Here is a 25,970-nt window from a genome sequence, read left to right as displayed (position 1 = left end):
CAGTCTTACCGCTCCACAAGCACCGTTTCAAGGAAGACTCTTCTTTGCCCTGTTGGATCTCCATACAGCCTCTCCAGGAGAATCGTGGCTGCCTGTCGGCCCATCTCACCTGTCTTCTGTGCAACCGTGGTCACGGGGATCTTGAGAAAAGAGAGGAAGTCGAAGTCATCGAATCCGCTTACGGTTATCTTTCCCTCAAGTTCAGGATGTTCGATCAGGTATTTGACAACTCCAAGAGTGACGTCGCCGGTGCATCCAACTATTGCCTGCGGTGGATCATCGAGGTTCATGAGTCTTCTTGTACACTCGTAACCGTTCTCCATCTTTGGCATTGTTTCACACGCGAGGTATTCGGGATGTAGTCTTGTCCGGCACTTTAGCACTCCGTCAAGGAAGCCGTCCATCCGTTCCTTGATGGCAGTCGCGTCTTCTTTCTGTGTTATGAATGCTATCTTTTCTTTGCCCTTTGAAACGAGGTGTTCAACAAGTATCCGCGAGCCATTGCGGTTGTCACTCACGACGAAGTCGAATCTTGATCGGGGTATGTACCTGTCTAGAAGTACAATCGGTACACTTACATTGTTAAGGAATCTTATAGATGCCTGGTTAAAGATACCACCGACGTAGAAAAGAATGAGGCCGTCCACTCGTTTCTCAAGCAGTAGTTTCAGTTCTCGTAATTCCTTCGCCGGATCGTTGTCGGAGACTCCTAGCAGGATGTTATAACCAGCTGGTGAGCATACACTCTCGAGCCCATCGAATATATCATGCATGAAAGACCTTAGGTTTGGGAGAACCAGACCTATAGTCATTGTTCTCTTCGTTATCAAGCTTTTTGCTGCCTGGTTTGGCAGGTAGTTCATATTTCTGGCTATTGAGACGATCCTTTCTTTTGTCTTTCTATTGACCCTGGGATCATCTCTAAGGGCTCTTGAAACAGTAGAGACCGAGACTCCAACAAGTTCAGCTATCTCCTTGAGACCAACGCTCATTGCAACCACCTTTCTTCGCTTGCCAGATCTGTTTCAACGGCTATCACGAATGGGAGATTCACGAATGCGACGGCTTTTTCAAATCCACCGTTTTCGACCGTATCTATATAGAACGAAAAGACCAGATAATCAGGGGTACCTGGTTCATTTTCGCCAAGAGGTACAATTCCAAGGTTCGAAGTGGCACTGTAAGAATAATGCCTTAGAAGCTGGAACCTCAACCTTTCATCCAGACTGAAAGAAAAACTCTGGCGGCTGGCCACGACGGTCTTCCCATCTGATCTATCCAGCAGCATGTAGCTTTGGAAAGGTAAGAAAGGCGGTCTCGACCCAGCTAACTCGCTTTCCATAGTAGAGAAGGATCTGGCCCCTCTGTACTCAACATTTGCGACTCCTTCAATTCCCAGTGAAAGAACATAGTTTATCGAATGGTCTTTGTATGATACGGTCGGCAATTCCTTTCTATCAATAACAACGCTTATTTCAATACCGCCCAGCAAACCTGCAGCCAGCGTTATCTGAGAAATGGGTAGAGAACAGTAGTTCAGCGTTATGATCTCCTTCAGCGCGTTTACAGATCTATTATATGAGGACATTGTAGCATCTATTTGTGAAAAGGTTTTGGGACTCCCAGTCAAATATGACTCCAGGCGCAAATCGAAATGCAAATAGCTTCCGTCGCTGCATGGAGCAATGACTTCGATTGAACCTTTCTCACTCTCTTTCCATTCGAGAAGCGTATGCTTGTCGACATCGAATTCTTCTTCGGTGTTCGTTCCATAACCTGCAACTTCAACAACATTTACTCCTCTATTCAGCGGTAGAAGAAAGCAATAGCCCTCACTGTAAGTGTTCCAGTGATCCGTGAACTCTCGAAGGAAAGGAGTTCCCGCGAATAACTCACCCCCGATCTTTAGGCAGAGGTCTTCGCCCTTACGGATATCAGCCGGTATCTCGACGTAATACTGACCTTCGCCCGGAGCAATAACGCAAATCTCCTGTGGCAAAAGCTCGTCAGCCATCTCACGCAAAAGCATCTCAAGCTGGGAATAAGCTTTGGTGGATAATTCCACAACACTCGCATTAGATGTTATGTTTTGTTCAAGGGTTAGCTTGCCAGGCCATCCGGCAGTTACGGCCGAAGTGTGTTCGCCGTAGAAGATCAGGTTGATATCGAGTGAAGACTTTAGTCGGGCATCGGTCCTTTCCAGATCCTCGTCGAGTTCTTTGGCGAATTCCTGGACACGCCGAAATGCACCTGCCGAGAACGGCCCTCCGGTCTTGACCACTTCCCACCATCCTGACCAATCCCCTTTATATACCCTGGCAGTTTCTCCGTATTTCTCTTCCATAATCCTCATGAATTCTGAAGGTGTTGAGACGATCAGCTCGACTTCTTGATCGTTCCAGTTCGAGTAGAGGTCGAGATATGCAACGGCGCCCGGGAAGTATCCTGCGTTATCGAAGGCGACCATTATGGCTACCTCGGAGTAAGGGTAGCCCGATAACTCGAGGTTATTCAGGTAGTTCTGAAGAAGAGAGGGGCTCTTGATCCAATACCCTTCCGCGTAACTGCCTTTGCTGACCCAGCAAAGGACACGATTCCCCAGCGGGCCCTCCCAGTAGAAGAGGTTATGGCTTCCTTCAAGACCCAGCGCCTCCGCATAGGCATCGTTAATCCCGCTGACGAAATAGTCTATTTCTTTCTCCGCCAGTATATCGGGAAGATCGGCCGTGTAGCCGGGAACATCGTTCATAAGGCAGGTTGAAATCTCCAGACCATTTTCTTCAGCGAAACTCAATGCGATTTCCAGGCTTTTCGAGATCACATAATCGTTTGTGAACCCCGTATGCATTGACCCGTATGCAGCCCCGAAGTCCAGTCTGCCTTCCCTGGCATAAGCACTGTACCGTTCAACCAGATCGCTTTCGGGATTAGATCTCAGCCAGCAATCAAATTGCCAGAAGGTCTCGACGGTGAATCTAAAGTCAGGGAAACTATCCATGAAGTCCAGAAGGTCGTTGTACATCTCAATGTAGTATCTTTCTACCTCGAGCTGCGTTCCCGTGAAGCCGATATCTTGATGACTGAAGGGAATCAGGTACACTTTTTCAATCTTACCAAGAGATATTACTGCCAGCAAGGAGACTCCCAATATGGCTGCAATCCTTTTGAAGGGATCCATTCCGGTGCTCTTCATCTTATTCCTGCCCTCAGCGTGAAGCCGCGCATCATTTTGTCCTGTGCGACGAAGTAGAGAATTATCAACGGAAGGGCCGTGAGTGTAGAGGCGGCCATCAAAAGATTCCAGTTTGTCGAATACTGCTGCTGAAAGCCTCGCAACCCGATTGCAAGAGTCCACATGGACGGATCATGGAGATAAATCAGTGGACCGAAGAAATCGTTCCAGGTGAAAACGATGGTGAAAAGGGCCACCGTAAAGAGAGCCGGTGTCGAGAGTGGCAGTATTATCTTTCTGAAGATCTTGAACTCCGAAGCTCCGTCTATCCTGGCCGATTCCATTAACTCGTCTGGAATGGAGATAAAAAACTGCCGCAAGAGGAAGATGTTGAAAGCGCCTCCCCCGCAAAAGGCCGGTACTATAAGGGGAAGATAGGTGTTCACCCAACCGAGTTGAGTGAAGAGTATATAGACCGGTATTATGAGAACTTGGCCGGGTATGAACATAGTGGCAATAGTGATGTAGAAGATCAAATTCCTGCCTTTCCACTGCAACTTGGAGAAACTGTATGCGACCAGTGAGGCCGTGAGGGTATTGCCCAGAACATTCATTGAGGTTAGGAACAGTGTGTTGAAGAAATATCTGAAAAAGGGAAAACTATCCACTGCCTTTGCGTAGTTGCTCCACTGGGGAGGATCGGGAAACCAACGCATCGGTATAGACATGATCTGTGCGTCCGGTTTGAGTGAAGTCGACACCATCCAGAAGAGCGGTATCAAGTAGACCACACTAAAAAAACCGAGGACCCCATATATCGTAAAACTTCTTATTGATTTCGCTCTGCATAAACCTCTCATGACAATCACTCCCTCAGTAGTCCATCCATTTTCTGGAGATTCTGAAAAGAAGGATCGTCATCGGGACCAGTATCATGAACATCACCCATGACATTGCCGAAGCATATCCCATCCTAACGTCTTTGAAGGCTAGCAGGTATATCTTAAGGTTCACGAAGGTAGTCGATTCCAATGGGCCACCTGCAGTCATTATGTAGGACTCTGCAAAGACCTGGGAAGCGGCTATGAGACCAGTGACGGTATTGAAGAAGATGACTGGCATGATCATGGGGACAGTGATACGCCAGAACATCTGAAGCTTGTTAGCCCCGTCAAGTTCTGCGGCTTCGTAGAGATACTCGGGAACGTCCTGAAGACCAGCCAGAAAGATGACGATAATACCGCCTATCCCCCAAAGGCTCATAAGGATCATAGCCGGTTTAGACCACTGAGGCGAGTTCAGCCAGAGGGGACCTTTAATACCTATGAATCCAAGCAACTGGTTTATTAGACCGCTCCTGGGATTGAACATCATCATCCATAAGAACATCACCGGAATCGAGGGAAGGACAACAGGGAGGAAATAGATGGTTCTGAAAATCCGCATCCCTTTCAGGGCACTACTTAGAAGCAGAGCAAAGATAAGGCCGGTGAAGACCTTGAGAAAAACCGACCCGAACATGTAGTAAAAAGTATTTCCCAGCGCTTTCCAGAATCCGGGGTCGAGCGTGAAGAGTATTTTGTAGTTGGTCAGCCCTATCCAGCGCGGGGCATTGATCATGTCGTAACTTGTGAAACTGAGAAAGAGTGTTGCCAGTATCGGAGCGAGGACGAAGGCCGACAGCCCGATCAGCCAGGGTGTCGCGAAGAGGTAGCCGGCGAGGTTCTTCCTTCTGAAATACTTGCTTCGTTTTCTTCCCATCCTTCAGGCTCTCCCTTCACAGAGCGATTACGGACAGCAGGACACCGAAGAGATTTCCGGGTCCTGCTATCCGTCGTTACTTTCAGTGAGTCATCTTGTATTTCTGAATCTCGGCTTCTATTAGTTTCTGTGCATCATTTAGAGCTCGATCGGGAGTTTTTGTACCGTAAATGGCTTCTTCAGTGGCAACCTGCAAAGTCTCATACCACAGCGGTGCCTCAAGAATGAAAGGCCTGAACTTCGTGAACTCCAGAGCCTCGATCTGCATCTTCCACTGAGGATCCTCGATTAGATCGGACTGGTATGCCGCCCTCCTGTTACCTATGAGAGAAGAGATGCCTTCGGCAAGTTTCAGCTGAACCTCGTCGCTCAAGAGATATAGGGCGAATTCGACGGCAGCGAAGATATTCTTGGATCTCGATGATAGTTCAAGGGAGAATCCGTTGGACCAGGTAGCATTTTGCACGGGGTAAGGTATCTGTACGATTCCATAATCTAGATCCGGTGCGTATGTTGCCAGATCGGCTATGAAATTACCAACCTGTATTCCCATTGCAACCTTGCCCGCAATGAAGGCATCGGCCGCACCCCAGCCGAAATTGGCGCCGAAAGAGAGAAGCTTCTCCAGACCGAGTTCGTTTATCAGGGCAACCCATTCCTCTAACGCCTGTATTATACCCGGACTGTTTACAACAATATCGCCATCTTCAGTGATAAAGTCTTCTCCCTTACCCCAGACATACATCCAGAAGTAAGATTGACCGTAAAGCGGGTTGAACCCAACAACCTCGTAATCACCGTTCTTGTCAAGAACGTTCAGTTTCTCGGCGTAGTAGAGTAACTCCTCCCAGGTAGTGGGCGGTTTCTCGGGATCCAGGCCGGCCTGTCTGAATAGGTCTTTGTTGTAGAAAAGCAGCCTAACGTCTGTCTCAAGGGGAAGAGCGTAGATCCCATCTTCGTAGGAACACATCTTCAAAGGTCCCTCAAAGAAGACTTCTTCAGGATCAAAGCCAGCTGCCAACAAATAGGGCTTCAGATCAAGAAGAATGCCCGTCGAAGCTCTCATTCCTACGTTACCCAGATCATGCAGGAAGACATCAGGCTCTTGTTTAGCAGCCATAGAGACCCTGATCTTGTCCCAGTAGTCCCAGAAGGAAATTGCGAGGTCCTCGACCTCGATAGCTCCCTTGTTAGTCTCGTTGAACTCGGCTATGATCTCGTCCATTATTTCCTTCGACGGACCTGAAAGATACATGTGCCAGAACTTCACTTTCGCAGCCGCACCAAAACTAACGGCTACCATCAACGTGATCAAAAAAAGAATCAGTAACGATTTCTTCACTTTTAATCCCTCCCCGGAATACGTTCGGTGCCAGTGGTGCATGAAAACTCTATCATTTTGGAACCCTTGTATTCGAATCCGTTCATGCGGTCTTACGGTTCGCGGTGGCAGATAATTGACGATTATCATCAATAAATACAAACGCTTGCATTTTTTCAAGCCATAACTATGTTCTTTTAAATATTACTTCTGTTGTATAGTATAGACGTATGAATTTTTTGCGGGCATATATAGACTCTCTTTGAATACAAATGATTGTATGTATTGAAGTCCAGAGGAGGTATCTATGAAAAGTCCCCATCTCATTTTCTATTACAGTCATGAAAGCTGTCCGGCGAGGGTTGCTTCCCTTCCCGTAATTGCCTGGTTGTGTAAGGACAAGAATATCGATTATGACGCCTACTTCTCTGTCAGACCAAGCCTCGCAGGTATTGGCGACCACCTCCCTTTCGCCGGAAACAGACATGAAGAGCAGCTGTATTTCTTGACCAATTTCTACGAAGAGATACTCTTTGTTTCCATGAGCGAGGGTAGGGAGGTGCCTTTTGAAAGGTTTTTCAGTGCGAGAGGATGTCCTTCTCTCAACCATTCTTCAGAGGAACTGATTGAACTGTATATAGAGCTCTTCAACTTATTCGAAGAAACTCTCCCGAAAGATGCAGTCGTATATCCTTCATGTGAGCTTGACTTTCCGCTTGAGATGGTCGAACTGGGTTCTTTCAAGTTACCAGGCCGTTCGAGGATAGACAGTTTTCTGTATCCTGAGATCTTCTACCGAAAATCTCTGGCAATTCATCTCGAGGCGGGAGATAGTCAATTTGAAAAGCTTCGTGATTTGGGGGTGGAGAAGCTTCATCTCGCGTGTTGCTCAGATGAAGAAGCAGAGAGATTCGAAAGAATGGGATACGAAGTCGATACGATAGAGCAAATTGGTGACGGAGAAACACTGCTGAGTCTTACCGGTAGAATGGCCAGAAGATGGGTTGACAGAGGGAAGGGAGTTGCGCTGGGAAACGATCCTATTACTCTTCGCTGGATTGCCAAGTATATGAGAGAGGATATACTTCCGATTGCAGCTCTAGGCACACTGAGAGAAAGTGTGCCCGTAATTGGCGAACTGGCGAAAAGTACAGGCAACAACATAGTCTGGGGAAGTCAGATATACGATGATGGAGTCATATCTGAACTATCCAGGCGGGGAATTGTCTTTGTCTTGGCCCATGATGTTGAGGTTGGAGTGACCATTAAGAATGAGGTGAAGTTGCCGGCGCTGTGGCTAAAGGAAGCGAAGGCTCCGTGGAAGGAGGAGGTTTCGGACGACTTCCTTCTAGAGAGGATTGAGAATGGCGATATTCCCATTGTGTTCGTGAACTACGCCGCTGATCTCGGTCATCTTCCTGTGCTGCCAAGATATCTGGACTTGCATTCAATTGACGGAATAAAGGATGGAATAGCCTTCCCGTCAAACTGGTGGGATTACGCTCCCGAGACCCTTGAACAGTTCTTCATTCCGCGCGAAAGGGGAGGCATCTTTCCTACGGGTGAGATCCTCCTGAGCAGCGCCGGTTTGGGTGTAGCGACCGAGGCAAAAGGCTATTTGCCGCGAAACGTCTACTTTGAATCTCTTCTGATGGCCAGAAGTATCATAGCTGAACATTGTGGAGAAGCAAATGTTCCGATCGGGCATTACTCGTTCCAGGATGCCTGCCCGGAATACAGACATGGAACCGCGGAGCCAGATTTCATAGTGCTGAAGGAGGCAGGCTTTCAATATGCCATAAGTTACAAAGACGAAGCAAAGTGGCCCAGAACGCTCTACGATGACGGGGAGTTCATTGTGCTGAATCAGCAGACCGAACACTGGAGTTTCGATCCCATGAGCGACGTGAGAAGATGGGAGAGAAAGCTAAGCGAAAGCCTGTCCAGCGCATGGGCCGTGATTGGTTTGGATTCACCTTTCTGGGGAATGACGCCGTGCTACTTTGGAGAGGCCTCGAAAGGGCTGGATCTGACTACCCTCACAAAAACAATGAAGTATGTGATATCTGGCGGTGAGAGCGGGAGGCTCTTCCTTCTAAAACCCCATGAACTTGTCAGGTTTGTCAGATTGCTTTCACAAAGCGAAAATAGCCGAAGGGAATGATAGAGATGATTCCTTCTCACGAACAGTCCAACCCGACAAACGTCTCCGAGAAGATGAACGCCCATACCATAGAGGGTCTAGAAGAGATACTGGACTTCCTCATATCCGAACGGAGAAGGCCGGGTGGAACGGTTCCTGTTATTGCAATCGACGGATTCCCCGGGAACGACTGGAGAGAGATCATACAGACTGCTAAAAAAATCGTTGACCGCAAATCTCTGACCATTGAAGTGTACGATTTCGACACATGTAGGAGAAACGATGAAGAACTTGAAAACCTCTTAACTCGTTATCTTGGTCAGGATGAGGTTTTTGGCAGGGTTTTCAGAAGAAGCATAGCAACGTTCTTCTCAAAAGAAAAGATCTCAACTCTGAAAAGGGAAATCAGTCGAGGGAGGAACTCGAAGCGGCAGGATGCAATACTGGTAATTGGTTGGGGATGTATGCTTAGCCCTATGAGAAACTCGTATGACCTGAAAGTGTATTTCGACCTCACGAGAGAAGAGACCATGAAGCGTTACAAGAAGACAGGAGCTTCTTTCGGAACCCAGAGTATTGGGCCCAAGAGACTGTACTACATCGATTTTCCCGTCTCGGAAAGGCATAGGAGGAATCTATTCGATTCACTTGACTACTATGTTGATGCAAACTCGGAAGATTCGAAGGCACTAATTGCTGCAGGGGATCTAAGAGAGATTTCCAGGGAAATCGCATCCAAACCTTTCAGATTGAAACCTATCTATGAACCGGGTCCGTGGGGAGGTCAATGGCTCAAGAGGGTACGTCATCTTCCTGAAGAATGGCCAAATTGCGCCTGGAGTTATGAGGTGATTGCGCCGGAGATGTCTATACTCGTGAAGAACCGAAATACTACTCTGGAACTACCGTGGAATCTCTTTTTCGATCTCGCGTATGAAAAAATCATGGGTGTAGTGAGCGGAGGAAAGTTTGGCGGCGAATTTCCGATCAGGTTTGATTATTTAGATACGATGGATGGCGGGGATCTTTCGGTGCAGGTGCATCCGCAGACTACCTACATAAAGGAGAATTTCAATGAGAATTACCACCAGGGAGAGATGTACTATATTGTCGATTGCAAAGAAAGTAGGCGGGTCAATCTCGGTTTGAGAAGCGACGCAAGCGTTGAAGAGTTTAGGGCAGCTGCAGAAAATGCCGAAAAGGAAGGTATGGCCTTTGACTACACCAACTACGTCCACAGCGTTCCCGTAGACAAGCATGATATTCTAATGATACCTCCCGGCACGGTGCATGGGTCTAGAGAAGGACTGGTCGTTCTTGAGATCAGCTCGACCACGTACAGGTACACATTCAAGATATACGACCATCTGAGGCCTGACTTACAGGGTGTTATGAGACCGATTCACATTGAGCACGCCTTCAAAGTCTTGAATAAGAAGCGACGGGGGAACTGGGTAGACAGACATTTGAAACCGAAGCCTTCTTTTGTGGCCTCGGGTAATGGTTGGACCGAATACCTTATCGCGACAAGCAGAGACTTCTTCCATGAGGTCTTTCGGGTTGAAGTAGAGGGCGAGGTGAAATTCGAAACCGAAGGTAGATTCCATATATTGACGCTCGTTGACGGAGAGAGTGTGATCCTTATCTCGGGGAAGAGCAGGCGAAAGATGAACTACTCCGAGACTGTAATAGTGCCTGCTTGCGCAGGTAGTTACACAATCGAGACCGGGAGTGGGGAGAAGTGCATAATTGTGAAGGCCCGCTTGAAGTGAATTCACACATCATACTTGCTCTAGATGTCGGAGGAACAACAGTAAAATCCGCTCTCTGTGATTTGCATGGTCAACTGGTCTCAGGCGTTAACATAACCTCTGTTGATTTGAGAGGTTCCAGATCAGTTATTCTTAAGCGGTTTTCCGAGATCTTAACTGGTTTGGTCGCGCAGTCAAACAAGATGAACCTTGAGCCTGTCGGCCTCGCAGTTGCCTTTCCCGGGCCATTCGATTATGAAAAAGGAATTTGCCTCATAAAAGGTGTTAACAAATACGAGGCGCTTTACGGAATGGATCTATCCGGTTTCTTCCGTAATGAAGTCACCGTAACCGAGTTGTTTCCCGTGATATTCGATGCCGATTCTTGGGCCTTTACTCGTGGCCAGTATCTCAAAGGTGCAGCTATTGGTGCGAGGAGGATCATTGGAATTACAATAGGTACAGGACTGGGTTCAGCTTTTATGGAGGAAGGGAGGATAGTCCAGAATGAAAGAGGAATACCTCCTTACGGCTGGATTGGAAACCTTCCTTTTGGCAAAGGAATACTTGACGACAGAATCTCCCGGAGGGGAATACTTGCAAGGTACCGGGAGATTTCAGACTCACTTCAGGTAGATCTAGATGTGAAGGATCTCTATAACTTGGCCGTCAAGGGCGACACTGTCTGCATGAAGCTATTCTGTGAAACGGGAAGCCTTCTCGCAGAAGCCCTCATACCCTTTATCAAGATCTTCTATCCGGATGTGATTGTTCTTGGAGGCAAGATCTCGGGAGCCTATGAGTTTATTGGTCCAGCTCTGAGGAAAGAACTTGAAGCGAATTTAGGGAGCATCAACCTGCCGAAAATCTTGAAGGCGATCGATCCCGATAGCTCAACACTGTCAGGATTGGCTCTTCATTTAGCTGAGATATGCTTTGGAGGAGGGAGTATATGATACCAGGTTGCCAAATAAACTGTGGACCCCAAGATTGGCAAATTCTTCAACATAAGGAAGGAATAGCTTCTGTAACACTCTCAGGCAGCTACATTCCTTCTATAGAGATCTCCGATCGTCAAGCGGTATTTGTGAGGGTGGTCTGTGAAGCAAGCTCAGAGCCGCTACTGCCATGGCTCCCGGCTACAATGCTTGAAGGCGAAAGATGGGAGATATCTTTCGAGCTCCCCGTGGGGGGACTCTACAGGATAGAGACCTCCCTGAAACCAGATAGTTCTGGTATAGAATACGCTTTCAGGGGTGACGCCATACATCATCTCGGTGTGGGTGAGGTTTTTGTCATTACCGGTCAAAGCAACTCAGCAGGTTATGGCAAAGATCCGATATACGATCCTCCGGAGATCGGAGTTCATGTGCTGAGAAACAAAGGCAAATGGGATCTGGCCTCGCACCCTCTTAACGACTCGACAGGAACGATTCACCCTGTAAACATGGAGACAATAAACCCTGGGCATTCACCTTATCTGAGCTTTGCCAGATATGTTAAGAGAGAATTGAATAGACCAATTGGTCTTATCCAGGCATCTCTCGGAGGCTCCTGTCTCAGTCAATGGAATCCGGCCGAAAGTGGAGAGCTCTATACTAATCTACTTGAAATTACTACGGGATGTGGAGGAGATCTCGCAGGTGTCCTGTGGTATCAGGGATGCTCCGATACTTCTGATGATCTCAGCATCACGTATGGCAAGAGATTTGCGAACTTCGTCAACAGCTTGAGAGAAGATCTCAATGATCCTTGCTTAGCTTTCTTTACGGTACAGCTCAACCGTTTTGTAGCAGATCAGGAACCTTGGGGAATGAGCGATGACAATTGGTCCAGGGTGCGGGAGGCCCAAAGAAAGGCGAGGAGAGAGCTCAAAGGAGTCTTCGTAATTCCAGCAATTGACATACCTCTTTCAGACAATATCCACAACAGTTCTTACGGGAATGTAATGCTCGGAGAAAGACTTGCAAAAAGCGCCCTTAAACATCTCTTCGGAAGAGACATTCAGGCCGATGCACCGGACATCAATGAAGCTGTTCTAACAGGTGACAAAGAAGTACGTCTTTCTTTTGAAAACGTTTCTTCCAGGCTTTATGCCTTTGATCTCAAGGCAGAAGATTTACCCATCTCCATTTATGATGAAGAGGGAAAGATTGAAATAGTGAGATATTCAATTAGGGACAGCATGATAGATCTGGAGCTCTCTAGAGAACTCATAGGGGAGGGTGTTGTCCACAATCAGCATGGTACGAATCCAAAGTCTCTTTCGATTATTGACGCAGTTAGTCATCTTCCGGCTTTGGCATTCTACGGATTCAAGATCTCGAAGGAAGGATTCTAGGACGCGCCTCGAGAACGACTCCTTTAGAGGCATCTTTTCATTCTCTTGAATATGAAACGCCGAGCCAGAAATGAAGAAAAGTTCTCTTCTGGTTATTATATGGTATTCGTGCAGTTGAACGACAAGACGTCAGAGTGCGGAGGACTCCTCGGGGAGCCTGGAATTAGTGACCGCGCACGCAAGGCATTTGTCAGCGAAAGCTCTCGGAACAACAAACAGAGTCAAGAATGAAGAAATCTCTCGACGTTTCCAAAGCAAGTCGTTGAGAGGATTCGTTCATGACTTATACCGACATTCACTGGCGAGGCGCTCTTTCGACAGGTTTCTACTCAGTGGCTCAATTCAATGCTATTCTCGGTGAATTTAGCCGGCAACCACTTGCACTCTTGCTCCATAATCTGAGGAGGTAATTCTCTAGTCATGAAGTTCATTTTGCCGTCAAATTGTCTGATGTATGAATTCACGAAGTAGTGGTTATCAGCTCCTATTAGATTCCGTAAAACGGACTTCGTTGGTTACCTGTGGTCTTGTCTGGAATTCTACTGAGTTCCTGCTGAATTCTCCGCGAAGAAGCCTGTCATTAGGATGAAAACATGAAGATCAACCAAGAAACCAGAACGCTTCAATTTCAGATGCAAAGGCTTCTGGTCCTGACATAAAGTCAGGCGTAAGTCTTCACTTGTTTCCCTAAGCATGAACTGTTGATCAAGAGCTGTATTTCTCTGATTGCCATCAAGCTGTTCACTCAAATGAAGAGAACCTCTAGTCTTGCTTGTCAGGTATATTGCTGTCGTCTGCTTTCAATGAACTGTCGCCAGACTTCTCGCTCTCTTTCCTCAGCCGCTTTGCCTTCGCCTTTGCTTTCTTTGCGCTCTTTTCTTTCACCTTTTCGTACATGTCTCTTATCCAGACATCGACAGGCGCCTTCCACTTCTCCGCTTTGTTGGGTATATTCTTTATCATCGTCTTTGGACTTATTCCCAGTTCCTTCGCCATGCGTATCGTTTCATCACCGACTTTGCATCTCTTCTTGACTTCTTTCCATTCTTCCTCTCTTTTCTTGTTAGCCATAATAACCTCCCGAAAACTTCCTTGGTGTTCTGAACATTAACCGGCGCTATCACAAGCCTTAAACCATGAAGCTCATCTTGCAGTGCAAAACAGTAAACACGCCGGTTATTAAGAAAGAGACTTCTAACCCGGAGTTGTGAAGAAGTACTTCTTGTTTACAAATGAAAGTTTAGCATACCTCATCTTCAGAAGGAGAAATCACTGAAGAATTTGTGCCATAAACTTTACAAACAAGTCATCGTATTTCGATTATGAGACTCACTTCCGCTTCTATAACTGAAGTCATGGATTGAGTGAGCATAATTATACCAGTGGCTCAAATAGTATGATTTGCTGGAGAAGAAAGCCTCTCAAGACCATTGAAGAGTCTAGAGCGGGATCCTCCATCGAGAAGCTTCGATCGGTTTCAGAGTCAACGAAATGCAAGAAAGCGAGTCTGTCACTGAAGAGGAGACTTGAGACTCACTTCCGCTTATATAAATGAAGTCATGGATTGAGTGAGCATAATTATACCAGTGGCTCAAATAGTATGATTTGCTGGAGAAGAAAGCCTCTCAAGACCATTGAAGAGTCTAGAGCGGGATCCTCCATCGAGAAGCTTCGATCGGTTTCAGAGTCGACGAAATGCAAGAAAGCGGGTCTGTCACTGAAGAGGAGACTACTGAAGAGGAGACTAATAAACGTGAGAGGGATTCCGCTTGACCTTGATGTGATCTCCAGGGAGCCCGACATATTTGGACTGTGTTGTCAGCATGCCCGAAATAAATAGCAAGACGGAGCCGTTCTGAGACCAAAATGCAAGCAGTCTCCGTTGTGGTTCTGAGGGGGCAGTGCTCTCTGCATGCCCGATTGCTCACGAATACTCTGCCCGTATTGCGGCAATATCAATCTTCCTGCCGTCTTAGTATCCCCTGGATGAACTCGGCCTTGCCATTTGTATAGGCTTCTCTGTTGTCTCTGAATTTTCCTGCAAGCTCTTCTTTGAGATCGGCGTATTGTTCTGCGGCCTCTGGGTTTTCGCGCAAGTAGTCCCTGAAGAAGATGTGGTCTCTCCAAAACTTGCTTTCAAAAACGACCATGTGTACGTGATAATCAATCTCGCTGCCGGATCTCTCAAAGTATCTTCTCTCCGGCATTGAATCCTCGTGTTCGGGTCTGTAAAGATAGCCCGTTCTTTCAATGAGCGGTACACAGGAGTCGGCCTGTTCAAGTGATGATACGCCAATCATTATGTCGATAACCGGCTTTGCCCTAAGCCCCGGGACGGCCGTACTCCCTATATGTTCTATCGTCTTCTGTAGCTCATTTAGTGAGGCAGAAATCCGCTCGGCTTCCTCCTTGAACAACCTTGGCCAAGCAGCACTGTACTCATCCACTATTACTTGCTTTGCTCTCATTCAAATCACCGTTTTAGATTGAGTTGCTAAAAGTACCTTACAAAGCATTATGAGTGACGATTTTGGGAAAGATCGATTCGAGAATGCAAACCTTTTCTGGAATCTCAGAGATTCCCCATGGGACGTTCTTCCAGGAGCCTTTCCGAAGCCTCCCATGTCGCCACAGACTTATCGGCGAAAGCCTTCCCGTCAGGAGAGGAACAAGATCCGAAATCTCTATCTCGAAATCCTCTGTGGCTTCCGTTATCTTCGCTACACCGTCTCCGATTTCGATCTTCACATTGTTCTCGGGAAGCAGCCCGTCATGTATCTTCAGAACAACGCTTCCGGAGACAGAAGTATCCATGAGTCTTGAGATAACCTGAAGCGGGTCGAGAATTCTAACCATCCGCGATGAGGCATCTATCATCTTGAGCTCTTTTCCAGCCTGCCATCTCGAATGGAAGAAGAGTTCTATTGGAAAATCTGGCGGCATGGTCCTCATTTCGAAAGTTGCAATCTGGTCCCTATGATTCAGCAAGAATCTCTTCAGTGAATAAAGGCCGGCAAGATCGGTGAAGTTGAATTTCTCGATCACCATCTTCCTTTCTTTCTTGGAATAAATCATCATTCCATGGGGTGTGCCCTTACCATCTGTGGCAACGGCTCCGAAGAGATCTTTCTTGTGGAATATCTCCTGGCTGCAAGCGGCAATTTCCAGCGCCTCGGTGTAACGAGAGGTTTCCCACATGACTTTCCGGGCCTCTTCAATTAACGTTTTCATCTCTTCGTTGTTTAGAAGTTTACCGGAAACTAGCTTGAGACTGTCGTCTTTTAGTTCATCTGAAAGGAGAGAATAATCGAAAGTCAACTCAAGGCTCTCGAAGCCAAGCCCGAATCCCAGCCTTACGTAAAAGTCATGCTTGAAGGGATCGAGCATAATAAAAGTGACCCCGTTCTCAATAGCCTCCTGTATGTCTTTAAGGAGGATCGCCTTTGTAATACTTTTGTTGCGATATTCGGGCAGTGTAGCCACCGCCTCGACGTACCTGCATTCAAAAGGTTTGGTGCGGATCTTCGCTAGATACTTGTAGCTTATGTATGCGGCCACTAGCTTTTCCTCATCGAATGCACCCCATACATATTCCCATAGCGAGGGATCAGAAAAGAAGAATTCGCTCTCTTCCGGTTCGAAGTATTCGAACGACATCAGGAAGATCTCTACGATTCTGTCTTTATAAGAGCTGTCGATTCTCCTTATCTCCATCAAGCACCTCTTTTCCCAACAATGATACCAGATCATCATTCTATGCTCTCATTGGTATTTGCCATACTGTTAGCTCCCCCGCTTGAGAATCAGAACCGAGAGGTTATCTTATCTTTGTAAACCATTTGCTTGGAATACATTTGATTCTATCTAGAGAATGAGGAACCTCTTACAGAATCTTTGAGTATACTGATTAAATCCCGATAGCATCTTCGCTTACTGAGCCTTCCGAACTAGAGGACGAGATTTTCAGTTCATACTAGTGCGAGGGTATTCAAAAGATACACAGTTTGTAGGTTATTAGGCTATAATAAATATATGAGTGAGTTGTTAAGGAAGCTGTTAGTGTTTTGACCAACAAAACATTCATGCAAAGACAATACAGCTCGACAATTGCCTGATGGCAATGTTGGAGGGGATCGTATGGGTGTAGTTAAGATTATTGGAATTGTGCTTGTTGTAGCCGGCGTCCTGGGTTTGGTGTATGGAGCGTTCACATACACTAAAGATAGTCACACTGTCGATCTTGGCATAGCAGAGATTGAGGTGAAGGAGAAAGAAACTGTACAGATTCCGATTTGGGCAGGTGTTATCTCAATAGCGGTTGGCTGTGTACTTCTGTTCCTGCCGCTTAAGAAAGGCTAGTCAGCTTTACCTGACGGCTGACGAAAACCTCCTCGAAATCGATCTCCATATCCTACCACCACTCTATCAAATACTTATAGTCATCTCTTAAGCTGATTTTCTTGTGGTGCATTACGGATGTGCGCAGAGATCCTTGGACCGGGCAGATGTGTCGAAAGTGGAAATCTAGAGTATTTCAAGCATGTCTTGCCAGTTCAAGACTTCGTACTTTCGTCCAACAATATCCGAAGACGGTTCTAGGCAAATCGTCTTTGCTTTGGGCCACAATGTCTCGAAAGAGTTATCCTAAGTCTTGAAGAACCGGCAGTCAAGTAGTAGCAACATCCTAATTAGACTTTCAATCTCTAGTTCTTGCCACTGACACTAACCAACGTACAGCGATGTTAGGTAATCAAAAAAAGGACTTCTGTGGCCAGGATCTTATTTTCAAAGATCCTGGCCAACTCTTTGAAAGGCCCTTTTAGGCTGTATAGACGGTGAACGGCCTTTCCTTATCTAAGGTTCCTCAAAAGTAGTACTGAAGAGAAGGATCGGATGAGAAGAACTCGCTCCCTTCGGGTTCGAGGTATTAGTAATGAAATCAGGATAACTCGACTATCCTATCTTTGTAGGATATGTCGATTCTCCCTAGTCTGTCAAAAACCTACAGCGAGATCCCACAAAAATGATGGCAGATTTCACTACTCTCCCCGTTTAGCAAGTGGAAGCGAGGGTCACTTCTTTGCCGAAAATGGAAGTCTCTTTCGCTAGATGTGGGACGTAAAAATGATCGAATAGGGCATTTCCGGGGGGGGGGATCAAGGTGGTGCAAGAAACACGTGATTGGCTTTTAGAAGAGGAGAATCCTTCTGTAAGGTATTTGACGTTGACTTCTCTTCTGGGTCATGCAGAAGATTCGGGCGAAGTCAGAAGAACGAGAGATGAAATAATGAAGCGTGGGGTGGTGCCTGCTTTGCTCGACCTCCAGAACGATGACGGCTCGTGGGGAAAACCAGAGAGGTTCTACACAGATAAGTATCGCGGTACAGTATGGAATCTTATCGTTCTGGCAGAGATGAGGGCAGATCCAGGCAATCCTGGGGTAAAGAAAGCCTGTGAATTCATATTGAGCAATTCGCAAGAGACAGAGCTAGGAGGCTTTTCGTATTCTCGAAGCGCCAAGAGACTGTCAGGTCTCCCGAGCGGAGTAATCCCCTGTCCTACGGGAAACATGGTTTATTCGCTCATAAGGCTCGGCTACCTTGAGGATGAGAGAGTTCAGAAGGCGATCGGCTGGATATGTGCCTTTCAGCGGGCCGATGACGCTGTAGACAGACCACCCGAAGGAGAGGTCTACATGAGATACGAATCCTGCTGGGGACGCCACTCATGCCACATGGGCGCAGCTAAGGCTTTGAAGGCTCTAGCTGCGATTTCGGAGGAGAAAAGGAACAGGAAGATAGACGAGAAGATAGCTGAGCTCGCAGAGTACTTCCTGAAACACCGTTTCTACATGAAGAGTCATGATCCGGAGAAAGTCGCAAAGCCGGGCTGGTTAAGACTTGGTTTTCCCATGATGTACCAGACAGATGTTCTGGAATTGCTTGAGATATTCGCCGAGCTCAGAATCAAAGATCCCAAGCTTCAGGATGCAATCGGAATCGTTTCGGGTAAGAGAAACAAAGAAGGACTCTAGAAGATGCAGAACTCATTCAATGACAAGATGCTTGTTCCCGTCGAGGAAAAAGGGAAGCCTTCGAAATGGCTCACACTAAAGGCACTTAAGATCCTCAAGTTTTATGCCGAGCTATAGAGGTTTTGTGCCTTTGGCGCGGTGCTCAGAGCAATCGTAATAACTCTGCTTACAGTGGAGGGTTTTTCAATTTGCCTCTCTTGAACCGAGATCTGCACAAAGCGCGTCGGTCGTAAAAATCAATCAAATGGAACGATTATACAAGTGATTCATACGGATCGAAGTTCTTCCTCAAAACATTTCGAGGTTTTCTGAAAGAAGTTGACGCTAGAACCCTATGAAAACCTTACAGAATAACAGTTACAAGCCCTTCAGGCATCTCTTTTAAGTGTAGAGACACATAGTCACACACTTATCTGAAGTGATCTCTGTGACTCCCCAGAGCAAAAGAGTAGGAGAATTCACCTGTTTGCGAAGTGTCGGACTGTAAAAATCCCTTAACAGATGCTAGAACACCTCTTCCTCAGTCTGTGGCAAAGTACTCCACCTTCACCGGAAGACGCTTCTCGGCAGACTCGAGGATAGAAAGAACGACAAGCGAGGTGTTGATGGCGTCATCGAGATTTATAAGGAACTCATCCCCAGTCGCCAGACAGTCTATGAAATGGCGGATACTCTCATATGCAAATCCCTTTGCCTTGCCATGAACGAAATGATTTACAAGCACATCGGGATGTTTGCACTCTTTCTGAGTGAAGCTCTCGATAATCTGGTTGTTGCTGAGGTCAAGATTAACCATGCCCTTGCTGCCCGTGAAGTTGAACTTGATGTCGTTTACGCACGGATTCGTGTTGGGCGTTATCCAGCTGTTCTCCATTGTTGCTATCCCGCCGTTCTTGAAGGTTAGGATAGTCTGATAAATGTCGGTTGTATCATGCCCCAAATTTTTCAGAACACAGGAAGAACTGACAGAGTAAACAGAATCCACCTCATCGCCGAAGAACCATCTCAAAGTATCTACCGAATGACTGCCCAAAAACCATAGAATAGACGATTTGCTTGACCAGGGCAGCATGTCTGTCGCAACCCAGAGAACGTCATTCAATCTGAAATAGGCGCTTACCGGGTCTCCGAGTTCCCCATCATCAAGCATCTGTTTGGCGACTGCAAAGGGAGGACTCCATCTATTGTGAAGATCGGTCATTACCCGTATGTTGTTGACCTTTACCGCCTTTGATATCCTGATCAGGTCCTCTCTGGTTGTTGCAATCGGCTTCTCTACGAGGATATCCTTTCCGGCATTTGCGCAATCGACAACTATCTCACCATGAGCGAAATCCGGTGTGACTACAGATACGGCATCAAAGCCAAGCTCATCTAGCATAAGGCGATGATCTTCAAATATTTCTGGAATTTCAAACTCTTCGGCAAATCTCTTTGCTCTTTCTCTGTCATGATCACAGATGCCAACTAGCTCAACTTCTGGATGCTCTCTATACAAGAATGCGTGCGTTCTTCCCCATACACCTGCGCCTACAATAGCTACTCTTTTCTTCACTAAGAGCTCCCCCTTTTTTTCTCGTTGAGAAGAGATTTGCTTCAGTTAATCTTGACTTCTATTTCACATTCAAATGTCCTATCCCATGGAAGACTGAACTTCTCAATCGAGATCCGATTCTTTGAAGAGGAGAAATCATAGATGTCCAGTTTCCTCCCACGAATGAATCTCTCAAGGAACTCTTCTGCTTTCGGTACGAAAACATCGTCTCTGAAGCTTTCAAAGAGTCCTTTGGACTTGCTAACCTTGTATACGTCGCCACCGGATTCATCGATCGTTCTCTCCAGGGTGTTTCTGAGAACCCCCTGGTAAAGATGGTCGTCAAGAAGCCGTGATATGTAAAACTCGGCAAGAGCCTTCTTCTCCACTTCACAGGAACCGGAAGTAAAAGCCAGAGAAAGAAGCGTCCCCAGGCTGTTTGAAGCCGTATTCCAGGCAGAATATCCCCAGACGTTCTTCAGCCCCAGCCCCAGATAAGCTTCAACAAAGGAAGGATTGGACCCGTTTGGATAGAAAACGTCTAGTATGAAGACCCTCTGCTTCCTCTTGCTCAGGTTCTTCAGAGCCTCAATCGAATCGGTTGTAGATGTCCCGGCGATCAGAATGCCGGTTGTAGAATCTAAAGACTGCCTCATCTCTAGAAGCTTCATATGGGACTCTACGTTCTTGCCGAATTCCCGGTCCTCGAAATCCATTACCTTGTCCCTTGTTGCTGGAGAGTCATAAATGACATCGACAGGATATTCCCGATCTCGTCTGTAACAAATCATCTCCTGAAGTACTTCATCGGCGCCGTTATGTATGAAGACTCTATCTTCGATGTCAAAGTCTTTTGCGATTCCTTCAAGTATGTCTAGTTCTCTCTCCTGAGGGCCATGCTGGAAGGTATCTTCCTGGGCAAGCACAAGAAGATCTGCACAGCCGTCTTTGACGAGCCTGAGACATTCCTTGTTCACCCGGTGGTTTCTCAAACGGAGTTCACGATATCTGCTGATAAATCCTCTGGGTAGTTCATCTTCTACGGTCTCAGCCTCTTCCGCCTTTCCATGGCCCGAGAGCCACAGATACTTGTTAAGCATAGTCCACAGTTCTTTCGAGCCAGCCGATGAAACTGAGACCGACGCTCTCCTGACAATTGAAGAAAGGAAAATCTCGGCATTTGGGAATCTTCTCCTCAGCTCTCTCACCGACCTCAGCCTTTCGAGAGCTGTCTCCGCGCTTATTCCCTCCTCCCTTGAGGCTATGAGACCGCCGTAAGATAGCATATCGACAGAGATTATGAATCTGTCTGCCTCCCTTGAAAGCATCCATCCAATCAATTCCTCGCATTCTCCCGGCTTCATGTATCTTCCCAGCAGACTCTTTTTCGGGAGCTCGATCTCAATACCATTGAGATCTGCAATCATGGAAACCAGCTGGTAGTTTGGAGGTCTTTCATCCATTGGAACAACTACTGTCTTCAAAGAATTCCTCCCATCTCGACGATCTCTCTCTGTATCAGGTCAATGTTCACATCTCTGACAAGCTTTCTATGTTTCACGGCAAGTGCCGCAGAAATCCCTGCCGCCATGCCGGTTGCAGTTGCCAGCGGGCTGGTCCTTACTGCGGAGAAGGCCGTGTGATCGGCACTTATTGCTCTTCCGGCAAGGATAACGTTCGCCAGACCCTTTGGTATGAGAGAACTCATGGGAATATGGTACTCGCCCGGGTAAGGAATTGAGATCGTCTTCAGTTGTGCCGAACCGGGCAGATGAATATCAATCGGATACGATCCTACTGCAATGGCGTCATCAAATGTTTTTCTATCAATCAAGTCACTAGTTCTCAAAACGTAATCTCCCACTATGTGGGTGGTCTCTCTCACCCCTATGTGACAGCCAGTCTGAATTAGAAATGAGTTTTTAAATCCGGGAATCTCTTTCCTGAGGAAGTCCATGAATCTCCAGACATCGGTGCTCCCGTTGGTCTGGGCTTCAGTTAGTTCTTTGCTTTTGTTGGCGTAACCGGCGTATCTGGTGGTGTTCATGAATATCTGTCCGGGATGGTAGGGGACTTCGAAAAACAAGAGCCTGTCCCTTTTGAAGTAGATTCCGTAGTCGTCAAGCCTTTTCATGAAGCTGAAGAACCCGGCAATTCCCAGATAGCTCAGGTCGGTATGCTCACTGATGACGAAATCATCTCTGTTCCTTGTAACATAAGACACTATCTCTTCTCTATCAACGCCCCCGATTCTCATCACCAAAGTCATCGGCTGGCAGCTGGAAGGGCTTCCGTCTCCGATGTTGTAATAGGCTCCGGCGCGTATGGAAAAGTTTCCCTCGCCCGTTGAATCGATGAAAACCTTTGCATTCACTCTGTTCTGCTCGCCTGTGCTGACAGTTGTTATAGAGGTGATTGAGTCTCCCTCTCTCGAAACATGCAGGACAAGTGAGTTGAACAGAAAGTCCACGCCTTCCTCTTTGAGCATCTCAATCAGCAATGATTTCATCTTTTCGGGATCGAAAGGGGTGATTGACTTTACAAATCCGATGGGGTCATCTATGTGTCCGTAACTCCCACGCATTGAAACGAGCCTGTCAATGATCTCCTGTCCGATCCCGCCTATCACCTGTCTCTCAGATGAGTGAAATGTCATCATCGGGTTTACGAGGGCAGTAGTAAGAACTCCGCCGAATGACATATCCTTCTCCAGAAGAAGCACTCTTGCTCCTGTCCTGGAGGCAGCAATAGCCGCCGATACGCCAGCCACGCCGCCGCCAACAACTACAACATCATAAACTAAATCCATTTCTTCACTTCCCAGTCTATTTGATTCCAGAACTCAAAGCGGTATCTGTGAAGTACCTTTGAAACACGAGAAATATAAAAATAACGGGCAAAATAGAAACTGTCGTGGCCGCCATAAGTGGTCCCCAGTCGGCTGTGTACCTATTCTTGAACACTTCCAATCCCAGCTGCAGAGTCCTCATAGACCTGTCGCTTGTTACTACGAGGGGCCAGAGGAAATCATCCCAGGCCTGGGTGAATGTGAAGATCGCAAGGGCCGACATCGCGGGCTTTCCAAGCGGAAGAAAGATCTTCCTGAAGATCTTCAGTTCTGAGGCCCCATCGATCCTTGCAGCCTCCGAAAGTTCTTTAGGAAACTGCATATAGAACTGCCTCATTATGAAAACTCCGAAGACAGTCATTATGTGAGGGATTACAAGACCGGCATATGTATTGAGAAGTCCGGTGCCTCCCCTTCCCAGAATATCGTTTCCGCCCACGAGCGGAAATGACTTCACCATAAGGAAAGTCGGAACCAAAGTCACCTGAACGGGTATCATCATAGTACTCAGTAGAAGGATGAACAAAACATTCTTCATAGGGAAATCAAGTCTGGCAAAAGCATAGCCTGCGAGCGAGCAAAACACGAGGTTGAAGGCCATCGAAACAAGTGAGACGATTACGCTGTTCAAGAAATAGTTGCTGAAGCCTCTTGAGGTGAGCGCCGACTGATAGTGTTCCAGAGTAATTGTCTTCGGTAGGAATGTAGGCGGCCAGGTAAATAGCTCTGCGTTTGGCTTTAGAGAGGAGATTGCCATCCAGAAGAAGGGCGACCCGAAAATGACTGCCGCGATCGAAAGAAGTAATATGGTCCTCACCTTGTTCTTCCTCATTCGAAGGCCTCCTTCTGTCTACGTGATCGGAAACTTACGACGGACAGAGTCATGATTATTATCCCAAGAACGAACGACATTGCACTTGCATAGCCCATGTCCATGTAGTCGAAAGCTGCTCTGTAAATAAGAAGTCCGACCGTCGTTGTAGATTGCAGCGGACCCCCTCCTGTCATGACATACATCTCCGTGAAGGACTGAAGAGTGCTGATCATACCGACAATCAATACATAGATATGAACCGGTCTTAGTAGAGGGAGGGTGATCCCGAAAAACCTCCGAATAGACGAGGCACCATCTATCGCTGCCGCTTCATACAGATTCTTAGATATCCCCTGAAGACCGGCCAGATAGATGAGCATGTTCCAACCTGCTCCCCTCCATATCCTCATAGCTACAATGGAGTGAAGAGCTGTGTTTGGATTCCTGAGAAAGTTCACGGGGGGTATATTGAAAAGCGAAAGGAGGAAATTCAATATACCGATTTGAGGATCATAGAGCCAGATCCAGATCATACTTGCCGCAACCATAGGAGTAATGACTGGAAGATAGTAGATCGCCCTGAAAATCCCGATTCCTTTTAACCCACTGTTGACAAGCAAGGCAAGCAGCAGAGAGATCAGCATGTTTAGAGGCAGGACTTCAATTGAGAACTGAAAAGTCACCAGAACCGCTCTCCAAAACTCTGAGTCACCGAATATTCGGGCGTAATTCGCAAGCCCAATGAACCTGGCTTCTCCGAAACCCGAGAATTTAGTTAGACTCAGAAAGAAAGAGACAAAGATGGGGACTATTTTGAAGATTATGTTGTAAATAAGCACTGGCGCAATGAATATCAAAGCCGTTACTGCTATTCGCCTCTTGAGATTGCCCGCACCGCTCACGCTTCACCTCTTAGAAATAGATGAGCCGGCCCATCCTTAGGAAGAGCCGGCTTCGGTAATTACTTCAGTTTTCTGATTTCTTCGGCCGCTCCGTCTAACGCGTTTTTCGGAGTCATGACGCCCATAATTGCACGTTCGAGATACTTTGAGATAATATCTCTTGCCTGAACCCAGAACGGAACATTCGGATTTCCATAGGCATACTTCGAGCCTTCCACGAACTTCATCAGATTTGGATCATTCGCAATGTACTCGGCCACGACGCCGGACTGTCTTGGTGGCAGACTCCCAAGAGCCGTGTTTATAGCAATAAGCGCATCCTTCGACGTCATGAAGGAAAGGGCCTTTGTTGTTGCTTCCAGGTCCTTTGTGCTGCTGGAAACCATGAAACCCGCGAATGAGTAGAAAGCGGCTCTCCCATATCTTGCAGGTGGGAAGGCTAGACGAATCTTGGAGTAAACGTCCGGGCTGTATTCCTTGATGGCCGCGAGAGATTCGTTGTTCATGAAACACATTGCCGCTGTGCCAGCCGCAATCGGCTCAAGGTTTCCGATCGGGGTAAGACCGTATTCAGAAGCGACCTTGGCCTCTCGTATCAGGCCTACGTAATACTCTAGAGCCTCCACTCCCGACTGGGAATTGAAAGTCGGATTGAAGTCGTTGTCGAAGAGAGCGCCGTTGTTTGCAATCAGGAAGCCTGTCCATACTTGCTGAAGATCAATCGCCGATACAGGAATGTCCAGGCCGGCCCTCACTAGCCTACCCGATTCATAGACTGTCAGCGCCTCGGCATAGGCCCTCACTAGCCTACCCGATTCATAGACTGTCAGCGCCTCGGCATAGGCCCTCAGCTGTTCCCAGGTTACCGGCGGTTCATCGGGATCGAGACCGCTCTCAATGAAGAAGTCTTCCCTGTAGGCGAGAAGTCTGCCCGAACCGAACACTGGAACCATGAAGTTCTTGCCCCTGTAAAGACCAACACCCAGAGTACCTCCGAAGTCTTCAGGGTCCTCTAGCTTGTCGATGAGACTGTCGATGTCCATTATCACGCCCGTTTCAGCAAATCCCGCGATCGCAGCCTGGCCGTGCATGAATATATCTGGTCCTATTCCGCCGGCAAAGGCAGTTGTAAGTTTTGTGGAAAGCTCTCCCCAAGGTATATACTCAACCGCGAGCTCAATGTCGGGATTAGCTTTCTCGAAGGCAGGAACCAGGTGATCATCTACGGCCTCCATCAAAGCTTCTGTAGTACCTGCAAACCAAACCGTAACCTTCGTCTTGCCAATTGCCGTGAAGCCTAGAGCAAGACAGATGATAAGAATCAAAATCCATTTCTTCATTACCACACC

The 25,970-nt window shown here is 47.1% G+C and carries 20 protein-coding genes; 6 read left to right on the top strand and 14 right to left on the bottom strand.

Annotated features, from left to right (window positions below; all coding sequences use genetic code 11):
* Positions 1 to 5: 5 nt before the first annotated feature.
* The 5 genes from Q502_RS12490 to Q502_RS12470 form a co-directional block, all read right to left on the bottom strand.
* Complete coding sequence (locus tag Q502_RS12490; protein ID WP_099830110.1) at positions 6 to 992, bottom strand: LacI family DNA-binding transcriptional regulator; 987 nt, start codon at positions 990 to 992, stop codon at positions 6 to 8.
* Positions 989 to 3,193 carry a hypothetical protein gene (locus tag Q502_RS12485; RefSeq protein WP_102818873.1) on the bottom strand — a complete coding sequence of 735 codons (2,205 nt, stop codon included), beginning with the start codon at positions 3,191 to 3,193 and terminating at the stop codon, positions 989 to 991. The genes Q502_RS12490 and Q502_RS12485 overlap by 4 nt, the downstream gene beginning before the upstream one ends.
* Positions 3,190 to 4,032: a carbohydrate ABC transporter permease gene (locus Q502_RS12480; protein ID WP_099830108.1), complete on the bottom strand. Its 843-nt coding sequence runs from the start codon at positions 4,030 to 4,032 to the stop codon at positions 3,190 to 3,192. The genes Q502_RS12485 and Q502_RS12480 overlap by 4 nt, the downstream gene beginning before the upstream one ends.
* A 13-nt stretch (positions 4,033 to 4,045) precedes the next feature.
* Positions 4,046 to 4,933 carry a carbohydrate ABC transporter permease gene (locus tag Q502_RS12475; protein WP_112109538.1) on the bottom strand — a complete coding sequence of 296 codons (888 nt, stop codon included), beginning with the start codon at positions 4,931 to 4,933 and terminating at the stop codon, positions 4,046 to 4,048.
* Between the two features lie 82 nt (positions 4,934 to 5,015).
* Positions 5,016 to 6,275, bottom strand: coding sequence for an ABC transporter substrate-binding protein (locus Q502_RS12470; RefSeq protein ID WP_180977918.1), 1,260 nt, complete (start codon positions 6,273 to 6,275; stop codon positions 5,016 to 5,018).
* Positions 6,276 to 6,561: 286 nt separating this feature from the next.
* Between Q502_RS12470 and Q502_RS12465 the strand changes: the two genes are divergently transcribed.
* The 4 genes from Q502_RS12465 to Q502_RS12450 are packed head-to-tail and all read left to right on the top strand — an operon-like array spanning position 6,562 to position 12,489.
* On the top strand, positions 6,562 to 8,418 hold the full coding sequence (locus Q502_RS12465; protein WP_102818877.1) for a hypothetical protein: 1,857 nt from the start codon (positions 6,562 to 6,564) through the stop codon (positions 8,416 to 8,418).
* Positions 8,415 to 10,169, top strand: a complete 1,755-nt coding sequence (locus tag Q502_RS12460; RefSeq protein ID WP_112109537.1) for a class I mannose-6-phosphate isomerase — start codon at positions 8,415 to 8,417, stop codon at positions 10,167 to 10,169. The genes Q502_RS12465 and Q502_RS12460 overlap by 4 nt, the downstream gene beginning before the upstream one ends.
* The gene (locus Q502_RS12455) at positions 10,139 to 11,104 is read left to right on the top strand and encodes an ROK family protein (RefSeq protein ID WP_102818880.1); all 966 of its coding nucleotides are present in this window, start codon (positions 10,139 to 10,141) and stop codon (positions 11,102 to 11,104) included. Before Q502_RS12460 ends, Q502_RS12455 begins: the two co-directional genes overlap by 31 nt.
* Positions 11,101 to 12,489: a sialate O-acetylesterase gene (locus Q502_RS12450; protein WP_180977919.1), complete on the top strand. Its 1,389-nt coding sequence runs from the start codon at positions 11,101 to 11,103 to the stop codon at positions 12,487 to 12,489. The genes Q502_RS12455 and Q502_RS12450 overlap by 4 nt, the downstream gene beginning before the upstream one ends.
* Positions 12,490 to 13,251: 762 nt before the next feature.
* Here the strand turns inward: Q502_RS12450 and Q502_RS12440 are convergent.
* The 3 genes from Q502_RS12440 to eis form a co-directional block, all read right to left on the bottom strand.
* The gene (locus Q502_RS12440; protein WP_102818883.1) at positions 13,252 to 13,560 is read right to left on the bottom strand and encodes a hypothetical protein; all 309 of its coding nucleotides are present in this window, start codon (positions 13,558 to 13,560) and stop codon (positions 13,252 to 13,254) included.
* A gap of 884 nt (positions 13,561 to 14,444) precedes the next feature.
* Entirely contained in the window at positions 14,445 to 14,957 is a 513-nt protein-coding gene (locus Q502_RS12430; RefSeq protein WP_102818885.1) for a GrpB family protein, read from the bottom strand.
* 37 nt (positions 14,958 to 14,994) lie between these two features.
* Entirely contained in the window at positions 14,995 to 16,203 is a 1,209-nt protein-coding gene (gene eis, locus Q502_RS12425) for an enhanced intracellular survival protein Eis (RefSeq protein WP_112109536.1), read from the bottom strand.
* A 423-nt stretch (positions 16,204 to 16,626) separates the two neighbouring features.
* Here eis and Q502_RS12420 point away from each other — a divergent pair, with 423 nt between their 5' ends.
* Together Q502_RS12420 and Q502_RS12415 are read left to right on the top strand one after the other, a co-directional pair.
* Positions 16,627 to 16,848: a hypothetical protein gene (locus Q502_RS12420; protein ID WP_099830097.1), complete on the top strand. Its 222-nt coding sequence runs from the start codon at positions 16,627 to 16,629 to the stop codon at positions 16,846 to 16,848.
* A gap of 802 nt (positions 16,849 to 17,650) precedes the next feature.
* A complete protein-coding gene (locus Q502_RS12415) occupies positions 17,651 to 18,523 on the top strand; it encodes a hypothetical protein (protein ID WP_219724931.1) in 873 nt (290 codons plus the stop codon).
* Between the two features lie 520 nt (positions 18,524 to 19,043).
* Here Q502_RS12415 and Q502_RS12410 read toward each other — a convergent pair.
* The 6 genes from Q502_RS12410 to Q502_RS12385 are packed head-to-tail and all read right to left on the bottom strand — an operon-like array spanning position 19,044 to position 25,961.
* Entirely contained in the window at positions 19,044 to 20,078 is a 1,035-nt protein-coding gene (locus Q502_RS12410) for a Gfo/Idh/MocA family protein (RefSeq protein ID WP_102818886.1), read from the bottom strand.
* 41 nt (positions 20,079 to 20,119) lie between these two features.
* A complete protein-coding gene (locus Q502_RS12405) occupies positions 20,120 to 21,541 on the bottom strand; it encodes a DUF4127 family protein (RefSeq protein WP_102818887.1) in 1,422 nt (473 codons plus the stop codon).
* Positions 21,538 to 22,866, bottom strand: a complete 1,329-nt coding sequence (locus tag Q502_RS12400) for an FAD-dependent oxidoreductase (RefSeq protein WP_102818888.1) — start codon at positions 22,864 to 22,866, stop codon at positions 21,538 to 21,540. The genes Q502_RS12405 and Q502_RS12400 overlap by 4 nt, the downstream gene beginning before the upstream one ends.
* Before the next feature lie 16 nt (positions 22,867 to 22,882).
* Positions 22,883 to 23,737, bottom strand: a complete 855-nt coding sequence (locus tag Q502_RS12395; protein ID WP_112109535.1) for a carbohydrate ABC transporter permease — start codon at positions 23,735 to 23,737, stop codon at positions 22,883 to 22,885.
* On the bottom strand, positions 23,734 to 24,621 hold the full coding sequence (locus Q502_RS12390; protein WP_102818890.1) for a carbohydrate ABC transporter permease: 888 nt from the start codon (positions 24,619 to 24,621) through the stop codon (positions 23,734 to 23,736). The genes Q502_RS12395 and Q502_RS12390 overlap by 4 nt, the downstream gene beginning before the upstream one ends.
* A 59-nt stretch (positions 24,622 to 24,680) precedes the next feature.
* Positions 24,681 to 25,961, bottom strand: coding sequence for an ABC transporter substrate-binding protein (locus Q502_RS12385; RefSeq protein WP_102818891.1), 1,281 nt, complete (start codon positions 25,959 to 25,961; stop codon positions 24,681 to 24,683).
* Positions 25,962 to 25,970 lie beyond the last annotated feature (9 nt).

The organism is Mesotoga sp. Brook.08.YT.4.2.5.2. (assembly GCF_003351125.1).
Taxonomy (GTDB): Bacteria; Thermotogota; Thermotogae; order Petrotogales; family Kosmotogaceae; genus Mesotoga.
Note: the sequence above shows the minus strand (reverse complement) of the source record. Positions and strands in the feature narration are given on the sequence as shown.